12 protein-coding genes and 1 other RNA gene are annotated in these 12,717 nt (G+C 43.3%); 5 read left to right on the forward strand and 8 right to left on the reverse strand.

Going from position 1 to position 12,717, the window contains the following annotated elements; translation table 11 throughout:
* Positions 1–132 precede the first annotated feature (132 nt).
* A non-coding RNA gene (gene ssrS / locus H9653_RS11575) (6S RNA) lies at positions 133–328 on the forward strand.
* Between the two features lie 134 nt (positions 329–462).
* Here the strand turns inward: ssrS and H9653_RS11580 are convergent.
* A complete protein-coding gene (locus H9653_RS11580) occupies positions 463–1,080 on the reverse strand; it encodes an FxsA family protein (RefSeq protein ID WP_144297726.1) in 618 nt (205 codons plus the stop codon).
* Between the two features lie 153 nt (positions 1,081–1,233).
* On the opposite strand from H9653_RS11580, the gene ruvC reads away from it, so the two are divergent.
* Entirely contained in the window at positions 1,234–1,818 is a 585-nt protein-coding gene (gene ruvC / locus H9653_RS11585) for a crossover junction endodeoxyribonuclease RuvC (protein ID WP_102076818.1), read from the forward strand.
* Positions 1,819–1,966: 148 nt separating this feature from the next.
* Here the strand turns inward: ruvC and H9653_RS11590 are convergent, their stop codons facing one another.
* From H9653_RS11590 to H9653_RS11605, 4 genes are all read right to left on the reverse strand, one after another.
* Complete coding sequence (locus H9653_RS11590) at positions 1,967–2,947, reverse strand: META domain-containing protein (protein WP_191692481.1); 981 nt, start codon at positions 2,945–2,947, stop codon at positions 1,967–1,969.
* 289 nt (positions 2,948–3,236) lie between these two features.
* Entirely contained in the window at positions 3,237–3,896 is a 660-nt protein-coding gene (locus H9653_RS11595) for a glutathione S-transferase family protein (RefSeq protein ID WP_102076821.1), read from the reverse strand.
* A gap of 250 nt (positions 3,897–4,146) precedes the next feature.
* On the reverse strand, positions 4,147–4,785 hold the full coding sequence (locus H9653_RS11600) for a peroxiredoxin (protein WP_068406656.1): 639 nt from the start codon (positions 4,783–4,785) through the stop codon (positions 4,147–4,149).
* A gap of 454 nt (positions 4,786–5,239) precedes the next feature.
* Positions 5,240–6,979, reverse strand: coding sequence for a glutamine--tRNA ligase/YqeY domain fusion protein (locus H9653_RS11605; RefSeq protein ID WP_191692482.1), 1,740 nt, complete (start codon positions 6,977–6,979; stop codon positions 5,240–5,242).
* Positions 6,980–7,253: 274 nt separating this feature from the next.
* Here H9653_RS11605 and H9653_RS11610 point away from each other — a divergent pair, with 274 nt between their 5' ends.
* Entirely contained in the window at positions 7,254–7,769 is a 516-nt protein-coding gene (locus tag H9653_RS11610; RefSeq protein ID WP_068406650.1) for a peptidylprolyl isomerase, read from the forward strand.
* Positions 7,770–7,847: 78 nt separating this feature from the next.
* Complete coding sequence (locus H9653_RS11615; protein WP_191692483.1) at positions 7,848–8,690, forward strand: UDP-2,3-diacylglucosamine diphosphatase; 843 nt, start codon at positions 7,848–7,850, stop codon at positions 8,688–8,690.
* Positions 8,691–8,841: 151 nt separating this feature from the next.
* Here the strand turns inward: H9653_RS11615 and H9653_RS11620 are convergent, their stop codons facing one another.
* The 3 genes from H9653_RS11620 to surE all read right to left on the reverse strand — a co-directional run bounded on the left by H9653_RS11620 (position 8,842) and on the right by surE (position 12,182).
* Positions 8,842–10,146 carry a lytic murein transglycosylase gene (locus H9653_RS11620; protein ID WP_191692484.1) on the reverse strand — a complete coding sequence of 435 codons (1,305 nt, stop codon included), beginning with the start codon at positions 10,144–10,146 and terminating at the stop codon, positions 8,842–8,844.
* Positions 10,147–10,291: 145 nt separating this feature from the next.
* The gene (locus H9653_RS11625; RefSeq protein WP_191692485.1) at positions 10,292–11,095 is read right to left on the reverse strand and encodes a peptidoglycan DD-metalloendopeptidase family protein; all 804 of its coding nucleotides are present in this window, start codon (positions 11,093–11,095) and stop codon (positions 10,292–10,294) included.
* 274 nt (positions 11,096–11,369) lie between these two features.
* Complete coding sequence (gene surE, locus H9653_RS11630; RefSeq protein WP_191692486.1) at positions 11,370–12,182, reverse strand: 5'/3'-nucleotidase SurE; 813 nt, start codon at positions 12,180–12,182, stop codon at positions 11,370–11,372.
* A 353-nt stretch (positions 12,183–12,535) separates the two neighbouring features.
* Here surE and H9653_RS11635 point away from each other — a divergent pair.
* Positions 12,536–12,717, forward strand: a 182-nt coding sequence (locus tag H9653_RS11635; RefSeq protein ID WP_191692487.1) for a helix-turn-helix domain-containing protein, incomplete at its 3' end; no start/stop codon positions are given.

The raw sequence follows: 12,717 nt of genomic DNA on the forward strand, positions 1-12,717 counted from the left end.
TATTATAGATATAATCTATCTATTATAGTAATAAATAGGTAGGTTTGTATATGTTTTATTTAACTGTTTGCAACCCTACGTAGCAATCTGTAAATCGTACTTGCAATCACTCAAGTCATTGGTTAAGATAATTATATTCTGAAGTGTTGGCTAGTAGATGTTTATTCCCTGAGCCGATAATGCTTTACCAGGATGTGGTACCTATTGCCTCATTGTGTATGCCTGCACCGCTTGCGGTGTCTCAGGAAACCTGCAGAGGCAGTGACGCATCCGCCCTGAACTTCACGGTTCATGGGTCACCATCTTACGGCGGCACTTCGGTTGTTTTATTCAGTTATTCACTATTTTATTTATAAATATTATCTTTTATAAAAAATAGTTTTAAAACTCAAAAGCCCCTTTTATTAATGATAAAAGGGGCATTTTTATGTCGGCAAGAATATCTATTTAATAATAAATTGATTATTCGTCATTGGCAGATTTGGTAATTTTCTTCACATCTTTAGGGATGTTTTTAGCCGTCCCATCGACAGTAGTATGTTGTTTAAACACATTGCCAAACGGATTTTGTTGCTGTTGACCAAATGGATTTTGATTGTTCATACCACCAGCACCGCCAAATGGATTCTGACCGCCCATGCCGCCTGCGCCACCAAACGGGTTTTGTCCACCCATCTGTTTTGCCATCATCTCCATCATTTTTTGCTGATTGTTCATAACGTAATTATTAGCAAAGTCTTTGAGCTTTTTTTGCACTGGCGGCAATATCACCAGTAAGGCTAATAAATCACTGAGCACACCTGGAATCAGCAGCAACAGACCCGCCGCTGCTACAGCGACACTTTTAATCATGGTTGATTCTTGTGGACGCATCGCAGGGTTCATCATACCGCCAGCTTTCATCTGCTGCGCCATTGGATTGAGTGCTGCCATCCCTTTACGTATAAAAGAGATACCGATAACGGCGGCGATAATAAACCACATAAATACCCACCAACCGCTCATAAACTGCGCAAGTAAATACCAAAGCAGCATCTCGATAATAAACCAAACGATGGCAATACCAACTATCTGACCCATAAAGTGTCGTCCTATAAGATAAAATCTAAAAAATTAAGCGCCATGCAAATTAATATGGCTAACATATGATGTATATGGGGATTGATTGCTATACTATCAAACTTACGGCTGATTTTTAAGCCATAAAACAAAATGTAAGTAAGACGGAATACTATGGCAATTATTATCGGGATTGACCCGGGTTCGCGCATGACTGGTTATGGCATTATCCAACAAACGGGCGACAAACTAACGTATATAGACGCAGGCACGATTCGTACAGATACCAAAGAGATGCCTGAGCGCCTAAAGCGTATTTTTAATGGCTTAACGCGTATCACCCAGCATCATTTAAAATATGGCGACGAGCCGATTTATACCGCTATCGAGCAAGTTTTTATGGCAGAAAACCCAGACTCAGCGTTGAAGCTCGGGCAAGCTCGCGGTGCGGCGATTGCTGCTATGGTCGCTCTTGATTTAGAAGTATCGGAATATACCGCTCGCCAAATTAAACAAGCGGTCTGCGGCTATGGTGCAGCGGCAAAAGAGCAGGTACAAGAGATGGTCTGTCGCATTTTGGCGTTAGAGGTGGTGCCCCAGCAAGATGCCGCTGATGGTCTTGCCTGCGCCATTTGTCATGCGCATTCAAGCCATTCCATGAACAAACTCATAATGAATAGCGCCATGCGCGGACGCGGCACATCGAAGAAAAAAGGTCGCTGGCGTTTGACCGAAGAAGACTTAGGCAATTTGCGTTAAAAAATAAGTTCGCAGTAAAGTAATAGAAGTAATAAATATAAAAAAACACGCATCCAAACGGCGCGTGTTTTTCGTTTAAATTATCTCTTCTATTTGAGTCATCGTTTAAAATAATGAAAATGACCAACAAACCTACTCTAACAAAGCATTACTCTACCACGCTACTCTCAATCACTGCATCGAGTACATAGGCATATTCTTGCGCTTCTTCATTCTCGTTAGCGTCTAACTGATAGCGCTGAAGACGTAGTACTTCATCGTGCATACCATCGGGCTGATAGCCATCGATTTCACCGTTAAAGGCTGTCCACTCACCTTCGCTAACCTTGATACCTTGGTCATCATAAGTAATGGGTTTTACTTGTAAGCATAACTCTGAACTCTTGTCAGCGCAGGCTACTTTCTTAGCATTGACTGCCCAAAATACCGTTTCACCTTTACTGTTGTATTTGGCCTGTGAGGTTAACTTACCTGCCCAAACTAACGTCGCCGCGTCGCTTGTGATTTGCGTTAAGATTGGTTGACGACTTTCAGCCGTTGCGCTCTCAGCACTACCGTTTTCGACATTGGCGTCTAATACTAAGGTCAATTGATTCTCACCTTGCATTAGCTCATTCAATTGGTTTTCAGCCTTATCAAGCTCACCGCACGACATTTTGGTGCTCATACCGTCTTCGATGGTCAACGTCTGACCCTGAAGCTGATATCCTGCGCTCATGGTATTGCAGCCGACACTATAGTTTAGGCTATTCTCGCCTTGGTATTGGCTAAAGCTCAAGCGCACTTGGTCTTTGATATCGAGCAGTGTATTTAGTGGCTGGGCGCCTTTATCGCTTGCAGACATCAGTGTCCAGCGATAACGGGTAAGATTGGCTATCATTTGTTCTTCAGTGCTCATCTCAGCCGCCTTGGACTCATCATTTTCTAGCGTAGCATCAGGCGTAGCAGCATTACCATCGACTTCGTTAGCATTTTCTGTCTGTACATCATTCTCGCTTGGTACTGAGGATTCTTGGCAGGCAGTTAATGTCAGACTTACCGCTAGAATGCTAGGCAATACAGCAAATCTAGCCAAAGACTTTATAAAAGATGATTCCGTAAAATATTGGGTGTCAAAAGATGAGGTCATAACAGTCATACCTTGTGAGTAAACCTTTTCGATATTCCGCTTTTTAACATACGAAGTTTTTACTATACAAATCGCAATTGTATCTGTTTTTGTAAAGTGTTCATAATTTGACCACTATAGCGCCGATGTCATCTATTATTGTTACAAAGTGTTTAATTTTATAGATTGATAGTAACTGTTTTCGATAGTTTTTCTAATTTTACAATAAAAAAAGCCTTAACTGGCTAATATGGTGGTTAGCGCATTAAGGCTTCTGGCTATGTAAAGCTCGATTTATAAAGCGACCTTATCATTCATCATAAGCAGGTTTGGCTTTTGCCATATTTTTAATACTAAAGCGCTCATGCATCATTTGATAAAAACGCGCCAAATTTTCGCCCTGCTCGTTTGGATTAAATTTTAGCGCTTTACCAAAATCTAGACCCAAATACAGTACGATATCGGCAAAGCTTAACTGGTCACCGACCAAATAATCATGACCGTTTAAGGCATTTTCAAAATAAGGTAGGGCTTTTATCGCGCGGGCAATAGAGGGCGCGACAAACTCAGGTACTTGCTCGACACGCTGCGCTTTGGACGGATGGCTATGCTGAAACGCCAGCATAAAGTTATATAGCACCTCAAACTCGGCAATACGGCGCATCGAGCATACTTGCGCCCGCTGTACGACGTCATTACCCATCACTGAACGCTCACCATAGACGCGGTCGAGATACTCGCATACTGCCTGCGAGTCATTCAGCACCGTACCATCATCCAAGGTTAGAACGGGTACGGTCTGCATAGGGTTAATTTTGGTAAATTCCTCGGACATCTGCTCATTGGTAGCGAAGTCGATGTCGACCACATCAAGATCATCCATATCATCGACATCGATACCTTTTGACGCTAATAAAATAAGCGCTTTACGTGGATTTGGGGCGGTACGGGTTAAGTATAATTTTTTCATGGCAAACTCCTTGTAAGACGGTTTTAAAGCGACTCAGCGCCCTTTGGTTTTATTATGGTTATTGCATTATCGGTTATGGATAAAACTGTGAATATCATGTGTAGACATTTCAGCCTGTTATTATCATAACAAAACCTCATGCAATATGCTCTTCTAATAAAAGGCTGAAAAGCTAAAGAAGTAAAAGCCCTATAACATGACGTCATAGGGCTTATTAACTTAAAACAACTGCTTGGACTAGCTGCTCAACTTATTTGTTAGGCGCAGGCGTGGTACGGAGATAAGGTTTAATTTCGGTATGGCCTTTTGGATAATTGGCGGGAATATCTTCATTTTTCACGCTTGGTGGAATGATAACGTCATCGCCTTCTTTCCAATCAACTGGCGTTGCGACGTTATACTCATCAGACAATTGCATCGCATCGATAACTCGGACGATCTCATCAAAGTTACGGCCACAGCTGGCTGGATAAGTCAGCGTTAAGCGTACTTTTTTGTTTGGATCAATGATAAATACACTTCGAACCGTCGCGGTATTGTCGGCATTTGGATGAATCATGTCATAAAGATCCGCCACTTTGCGGTCTGAATCTGCAATGATAGGGAAGTTAACAGCGGTACCTTGGGTTTCTTCAATATCTTTGGCCCAGCCTTTATGGTCCTCTAAACCATCAACTGATAGGGCGATTGCTTTTACATTGCGCTTTTGGAACTCACCGCCTAATGCTGCGGTACGACCAAGCTCAGTGGTACATACTGGCGTGTAATCTGCAGGATGTGAGAAAAAGACAACCCAACTGTCCCCTGCCCATTCGTGGAAATTGATATCACCATCAGTGGTTGTCGCGTCAAAATTTGGTGCAGTATCACCTAAACGTAAATTTGCCATGCTTTATTCCTTATTTATATGAGTGATGAGCGTTAGTATTTATTCACCTCTAAAGGTATCCATGCGCTCTATTGTTATAAACGTATTTAGTTATAAACGTATTTAGTTATAAATGTTCCTAGTTATAAATGTTCCTAGTTATAAATGTACTTAGCTATCAACATACTCGGTCAATACTACACAATAACTCAAATTACGTCAGCAAGAATTCTCTTCTATCTTAGCAAACTAGTTATGAATGTCTTGTGATGGATTGTAATGCGCTTATGCCATTTATTACTAAGAATCCAAGTTTGCATTTAAAACATTAACCAAATCAATATATTCTGAACCCTTCAAGAAAATCCACGTTCATAAAAAAGCCCATCTCTAGCGTACTAGAAATGGGCTTTTTTGAAAACTACTATTGTTGAGTAACGTTTTAAACTTTAATAATAGAGCCGATAGTTCTACACTAAGCCGGTTTATAGCTGTCACGTAAGCTCACGATTTGATTAAACACTGGCTTGTCGCTCGAGTGGTCTTCACTATCAGCAATAAAGTAGCCCTCACGCTCGAACTGGAATCGCGTACCAGCATTGGCATTAGCAAGCGATGGCTCAACTACGGCATCGAGCTCAATCAACGAGTTAGGATTTAGCGCTTGATGAACGTCGGCGACGCTACTTGGATCTTCAGCGCTAAATAGCTGCTCATACATGCGTACCGTCGCTTGCACGCCTTGGCTTGCTGAGACCCAATGAATCACGCCTTTAACCTTACGGCCTTCAGGGTTGTTACCCAAAGTCGCAGGGTCAATCGTGGCTTTTAGCTCAACAACATTGCCAGCGTCATCAAGAATATGCTCAGTCACTGCCAACACATAAGTGTTACGCAGACGGATTTCTGGCTTTTCTGGAGATAAACGCTTATAGCCTGCTGGCGGCTCGATCTCGTAATCGCCTTGGTCAATATAAAGGGTTTCGGTAAACGGAATTTCACGCTCGCCCATATCAACATTTGGATGGTTTGGCTGCGTGAGCCATAAAGTCTGAGCGTCTTCATCCCAGCGCGCATTGACGCTATCAGCTTTTTGCGACTCCCAACTGCTAACCGCATCGCTAAAGTTAGTAATCGTTACCTTTAACGGCTTGAGCACTGCCATACCGCGCGCCGTCGTCGTCTCTAATGACTGACGAATACTAAATTCTAATAGACGAAAATCAACGACGCTGTCTACCTTGGTCACACCGACGCGTTCACTAAAATCGCGTAGACCTTCAGGCGTATAACCGCGGCGGCGCATGCCAGCGATGGTCGGCATACGTGGATCATCCCAACCGCTAACGATACCTTCATCAACCAACTGCTTTAATTTGCGTTTACTGGTCAAGGTATGGTCGACGTTTAGACGACTAAACTCGTACTGGTGCGGCGGCATATCAAAGCCAATTTTTTCAACCGCCCAATCATAAAACGGACGATGGTCTTCAAATTCCAGTGTACATAACGAATGGGTAATGCCTTCGAGTGCATCAGAGAGCGGATGGGCAAAATCGTACATCGGATAAATACACCATTTATCACCGGTTTGATGATGGGCTTGGTGCATGACGCGGTAGATAACAGGGTCGCGCATATTCATATTTGGGCTTGCCATGTCAATCTTGGCACGCAGCACGGCTTTGCCTTCAGCAAACTTGCCTTCTTTCATATCATTAAAGAGTTTTAAGTTTTCTTCGACACTGGCATCACGCTGCGGCGACGGCGTGCCAGCTTCATTAAATGAACCACGATTATCGCGAATTTGTTCAGGCGATTGCAAGTCTACATAAGCATCACCCTGTTCAATCAATTGCACGGCCCATGCGTACAACTGGTCAAAGTAACCGGACGCATGGTGCGCCTCGCCTGCCCACTCAAAGCCAAGCCATTTCACATCATTTTCAATATTATCGATATAGTCTTGCTTTTCGGCGGTTGGGTTGGTGTCATCAAAGCGCAAGTTACAAACGCCGCCAAACTCTTCGGCGATACCAAAGTTTAAACAGATAGATTTGACATGACCTAAGTGCAAATAGCCGTTTGGCTCAGGTGGAAAACGCGTCACGATTTGCGGATATTTTTGCGCTTTGACATCATCGCGAATGATATTACGAATAAAATCGTTTTTTTGTTCGTCTTTTTGTACATTGTTGCTTGAGTGCTCACTCATTACTCATTGCTCCTAGCGCAAGGTTTCAGTCTATAACACGTGTCATTACGCTTTATAAAAGTTTCAAAATAAGAAAATTTAAAATAATTAATCAAAAATCGCTGATAAAAGATAACGTTGCGTTATTCTATCAGCTTTTGCAAAGGCATTAACAGCCTGATACATGACAGACGACAAAAAAGCCGTTAGACTAGCCATAACTTTTTAGTCAGCAACTTTTTAGCCACCACTTAACAGCGTTATTTTAGACGCTATAATCAAAAAGGAATATCACATGGTAGACATGCCACCAGTAGTAGAACTTGACACCAATATGGGTGCGATCGTTATCGAACTCAATGAAGAAAAAGCGCCAAAAACGGTAGAAAACTTTTTAAACTATGTAAAATCTGGTCATTATGACGGGACGATTTTCCATCGCATCATTGACGGCTTTATGATTCAAGGCGGCGGTATGGACGCTGAGATGAATGAAAAAGCGACCAATGCACCCGTTGAAAATGAAGCGGACAATGGTTTGAAAAATGACAAAGGTACGATTGCGATGGCACGTACGCAAGACCCGCATTCAGCAACCAGTCAGTTTTTTATTAACGTAAAAGACAACGATTTCCTAAATCACTCTGGCAAAAACATGCAAGGTTGGGGCTATACCGTATTTGGTAAAGTCACCAGCGGCATGGATGTTATCGACAAAATGCGCGGCGTACCAACCGGTCGCTTTGGCATGCATGCTGATGTGCCAAACGAGCCAGTGGTCATCAACTCTGCGACCATCATTACGCAGTAATCGTTTTTTTATAAACGGTATAAGATAAGCGGTTTGTCATTAATAGCCGCTTATCTTACCTTATGAGGATAAAGATACATGCAAAGCTTTAATCATTTAATCACGACCCGCCCTCATGAGGTGCGGCAAGTTTTGATTAGCGATTTGCATTTATCGCCAGAAGAGCCTGCCTTAGTGCAGGCTTTTTTGGCACTGCTTGATGATTGCCTTGCCCTACCTCAGCTTAAACGCTTGTTTATCTTGGGTGATTGGTTTGAGGTTTGGATTGGCGATGATGCCTATTTGACCTTGTCAGAAAACGCGCGCCAAAGCCATTGGCTCACGCCGCTTATCGTTAAACTAAAAAAACTACGGATAGCTGGCTGTGAGATATTGGTCATGCATGGCAACCGTGACTTCCTCTTAGGTCAGCCCTTTTGTAGCTTATTCGGTGGTGAGCTGATTTACGAGCCGTATTATTTAACCGTCGGACAGCAGAATTACCGCTTAGAACACGGCGATGCCTTATGTACCGATGATAAAAAATATCAGTTCTTTCGCAAGATGATGCGTAACCGTTTTACCCAGTGGTATTTACTCAATAAATCGCTGACAAAACGCTTAGCCATCGCAGATAAATTACGGCAAAAAAGTCAGCAAAATAATGCCAACAAAGCCGCTTATATCATGGACGTCAATGAAGATGCAGTAATACAAGCCATAGCAGACAGCGATGCGTTATTACATGGTCATACCCATCGCCCAGCCATTCATCAGGCGACGACAGATAAAAAGCGCTACGTGCTTGGTGATTGGCGCGTGCTTGATAAAGACTCACGCCAGCCAAAAGTCAGTGCGGTGATTGGGGCGGTGACAGCAGATGGCGATACAGGCGATAATGCTGCTGATTTTGAGTTGGTTGAGTTTAAGATGGCTGTCTAAACTCTACCTAAACTGCTGCTACAATTTTTATAAAACTGTACGAACAAAAAAAACTCCGCTTAGCACGGAGTTTCTTTATTTATGAGAGTTAATTATTTTTAAACCATCGTTGTAAATAACGATTATCTAAAAACAGCGACTTTACTCTGTCTCACCATCCTGCTAATGAAGACGCGCTACGTTGGGTAATAAAACCATCTGGCGTTTGACCATTATCTGCTTGCCAGCGCTGGAACGCCTTCCGCGTATTGGTACCGACAATGCCATCAGCGCCTTTGGTATCATAACCCATGCTGGTTAAACGCTGCTGCAAATTACGCACTTGCGCGGTCGATAATGGACGCTCATAGCGCGGCCATGATTTTTGTAAGCCGCTCTGACCTGCCAGCGCTTTACCAAGTAGGCTCACACCAAGCGCATAGTTTGATGAGTTGTTGTAAACCTTGATGACATCAAAATTTGGGCTAAGTAATAGGACTGGACCATCTTTACCAGCAGGTAGCCATAGCTCCATTTGCGTATTGGCATCTAAATAAACATCAGCGATGGTATCCACGCCCATCGCCGCCCATCTAGCCGCAGGTTGCTTGGTACCAACCGTTGAGTAATCAAACGACGCAGGTACAGTCGCTTCATAAAATGGCGCAAGGCCTCGCACCCAACCTGAATTACTCAGGTAATTGGCAGTAGAGGCCAGAGCATCGCTCGTTGCCCATGGGTTACGATGACCGTTACCATCACCATCAACGCCGTGTTTCAGCCAGGTATCAGGGATAAACTGCGTCTGCCCCATACCGCCTGCCCAAGAGCCATCGAGCTGTGACCATGAGACATCGCCGCGCTGCAATAGCGTCGCTAGTGACAATAACTGGGTTTCAGCAAATTCTTGGCGACGGCCATCATAAGCAAGGCTGGCAAGCGAGCTTGGAATACTGCTATTGCCCGTTACCACACCGTATGATGACTCCATGCCCCAAATCGCAGCGATGATTTCTGCATTGACGCCATATTGCGACTCTAACTGTGATAAAAAGGCGCGTTGCTCGGCAAACTTACGCTTACCTGTGCTGACACGGCCATCTGATACGGCAGAATCGACATATTCCCAAGGCATTTTAGAAAACTCTGGCTGCCCTGAATCTAGCGAGATAACTTGCTGATTTAAATAAGCCATGTCCATCAAACGACGCACGGTTGAAGCATCATGACCCGCTGCAATGGCGCGCATCGAAAAATCAGACTTCCAATCGGAAAAACTGTTATAGCTTGGTTTAACAACTGGCTGCGGCTTGACGACTGGTACAGGCGTTGGCTTAACCTGAATGGTTTGAGTCTGGGTAATTTGCACATTACCTTGGCGTACAGGGGTACTCGGCTTTTGCATTGCCTGCTGGCTGGTACAGCCGACCATGACTAACGCGGGAAACAAGGCAAGGTATTGTTTGTTTAATAACATAAATTTCTCAAATATGAATAAGTAAAGCAACTGATAGCTAATAATTAATAGCGAGCGAGCAATAACAATTAACGACAGCCACCAAAAAATTGCAGCAAATTTAACGTCTTAAAATATAACGTCTTAAAATTTAACGTCTTAAAATTTAACGTCCAAGCACCGCACGTGGGTCGATAGGGTTACCATTTAGGCGTACTTGGAATTCTAAGCCGACTTGGTTGGTCTCGCCGCTGCTACCCATATTTGCAATACGCTGTCCGCGCTGTACCGCTTCACCTTCTTTTACCAGCAAGGCACTGTTGTGCGCATAGGCAGTAATGTAGTTATCGCTATGGCGAATCATAATCAGATTGCCATACTCTGGCAGGCCGTTACCTGAATACAGCACCGTACCTGATTGGCTGGCAAGCACTGGATCGCCGACATTACCGGCAAACCACATACCCATATTACCGGCAGCAGCATCAAAGTTACGAATCACTTGGTTGCGACTTGGATACTCATAACCAGACGTTGCGTTGGCGGTCACTTCATAAACAGGCGTTTGCGAATAGTTCGGAGTATTATTCACAGGCGGTGTATAGCTCGGCTGTGGCCGTGTTTGAGCAGGGGCGTTATAGCGATTGTTATTATTGGCGTTTACTGGCTCGCCTTGCCATAATTTTAGCCATTGACCACTATAAATCGTATATTTGCTATCTAAACCATTAATCGCGCCGATTTGGCGATAATTAAGACGATAGCGCGCGGCGATTTGACTGACAGTGTCGCCACGCTGCACACGATAATAATTGGGCACGCCTTGTCCGTTGGTGATAATCTTCGGTCCCTGATTAGCCCCTTGATAGGTGGGTTTGGTAGCACAGCCGACCATCATCACGGTCGCTGCCGTCAATGTTCCCATCAAGGCTAGGGTTGCTAAGCGCGATCCAGCAATAAGCTTCTTCATACAAGATTTCCTATTCTATATGTTACTCACAAACTCCTTGTGTTACTCACAAGCATTTTGCTAACGGTTGTAACGTTTAATGTCCTAAACACCATAATTATGCATTTAATAACCAATGGTTTTTAGCTCATTCAATAATAAATGGTTTTTAGCGATTTTAAGCCCTAGCAAATTTAGTACTAATAAATTTAAGCATTGGCCAATTTAAGCACGGGCAAATATCATCATAAACTTAGATAAATAAGTCAATTTACAGCACTAATTAGAGGGCTAATTACAGTACTAAGGCTGAGAATGTCGCAAGGGTTTCGGTTGGCGTATGATGCAGACGCACAGGCGATAGACTAATATACCCTGCTGCCACCGCTTGGTCATCCATCATCTGCGTTTCTGCTGATTCAATACTTGCGTCGTCTGTTAATAATTCCCGTTGGCGTTTGCGTAACGATAGCCAGTAGGCATCGCGTCCGCGTGGATCGACCACATGATGAACGGGACGTGCAATCTGACTGTGACTCAGCGCTGTTATTTTTCGACCTTTAATCGTAGCTGCGCTTTTGACATCAGGAATATTAACGTTTAATACATGATAGGGCAAATTTTTGCAAGCATCCAATATCGGTGTATCGGTAATGAGTTTGACAATCTCATTGGCCGCCATTTGATAATGACTGGCTTGCTGCGCATCGTCATTTTTTGTGCCGCCGCCTACCAAAGAGGTTGCGATAGCTGGTATGCCAAAAAGCTGCGCGGTCAATGCAGCGCCAAAGGTACCCGAAAATAAAACGTCCTGACCGAGATTGGCACCGGAATTGATGCCGGTAATCACCCAGTCAAAATCGCTATGACGATAGAGTTCATGTAACGCCAAATAAACGCAGTCAGCGGGTGAACCATTGACTGCTATAAAACCCGAATCTAAATTATGGGTATACAATGGCGTTGAGATGCTCAAAGCGCTTGCGCAGCCACTTTGCTCGTTGCTTGGCGCAACCACCACCACTTCTGCGATGGTCGACAATGCCTGATAAAGTGCCAATAGCCCTGGCGCATGCACCCCATCATCATTACTTATTAAAATCTTCATTTTTGCCCAATTCAGCTTAATATCGTTATTAATGACCGTCTGTCAGGTCCTCTACTTTTTTATCCTAAAACCGCTATCTAAAAGCGAAAGAGGACTCCACCCGACATTAGGGTGGAGGTGAGTTTCGCCTAGTGTTTATTATATTTTTATACGCCAATCTCAACTTATCGTAGGCTTTTGGTTTTTATAGAATTTAAAATTCTAATTGTTTTAACTGAAATTTTAAAAACTAAGTAAACCAATACCTTAGAAAAACAAGTTGAGAGTGGGGTATTTTTATACAAATTAGCTACTGTATGAAATCTAAATAATCTTTAGAATTTATATTCTATCAAACAAAATTAGTTGCGGTAATGAAAATCAACAAAGCGTATAAGTTTAGGCTTGAGCCTAATGTAGAGCAACAGATTATTCTAAATAATCTTGTCGGCTCTGCACGTTTTGTTTGGAATCAAATGCTAGCGATCTCATTTGAGATGTTTGCCAAAAATGAATTTATTAATGCCACCAACTTGGTTAATAAAATCATGGATCT

Origin of the sequence: Psychrobacter communis (assembly GCF_014836505.1) — a bacterium.
GTDB classification, from domain to species: Bacteria; Pseudomonadota; Gammaproteobacteria; order Pseudomonadales; family Moraxellaceae; genus Psychrobacter; species Psychrobacter faecalis.

Excerpts from the sequence above, each read along its gene's own strand:
- H9653_RS11600 (WP_068406656.1), bottom strand. The coding sequence starts at position 4,785 with ATGGCAAATTTACGTTTAGGTGATACTGCACCAAATTTTGACGCGACA.
- H9653_RS11610 (WP_068406650.1), top strand. The coding sequence starts at position 7,254 with ATGGTAGACATGCCACCAGTAGTAGAACTTGACACCAATATGGGTGCG.
- H9653_RS11590 (WP_191692481.1), bottom strand. The coding sequence starts at position 2,947 with ATGACCTCATCTTTTGACACCCAATATTTTACGGAATCATCTTTTATA.
- H9653_RS11595 (WP_102076821.1), bottom strand. The coding sequence starts at position 3,896 with ATGAAAAAATTATACTTAACCCGTACCGCCCCAAATCCACGTAAAGCG.
- H9653_RS11615 (WP_191692483.1), top strand. The coding sequence starts at position 7,848 with ATGCAAAGCTTTAATCATTTAATCACGACCCGCCCTCATGAGGTGCGG.
- ruvC (WP_102076818.1), top strand. The coding sequence starts at position 1,234 with ATGGCAATTATTATCGGGATTGACCCGGGTTCGCGCATGACTGGTTAT.
- H9653_RS11605 (WP_191692482.1), bottom strand. The coding sequence starts at position 6,979 with ATGAGTGAGCACTCAAGCAACAATGTACAAAAAGACGAACAAAAAAAC.
- H9653_RS11620 (WP_191692484.1), bottom strand. The coding sequence starts at position 10,146 with ATGTTATTAAACAAACAATACCTTGCCTTGTTTCCCGCGTTAGTCATG.
- surE (WP_191692486.1), bottom strand. The coding sequence starts at position 12,182 with ATGAAGATTTTAATAAGTAATGATGATGGGGTGCATGCGCCAGGGCTA.
- H9653_RS11625 (WP_191692485.1), bottom strand. The coding sequence starts at position 11,095 with ATGAAGAAGCTTATTGCTGGATCGCGCTTAGCAACCCTAGCCTTGATG.
- H9653_RS11580 (WP_144297726.1), bottom strand. The coding sequence starts at position 1,080 with ATGGGTCAGATAGTTGGTATTGCCATCGTTTGGTTTATTATCGAGATG.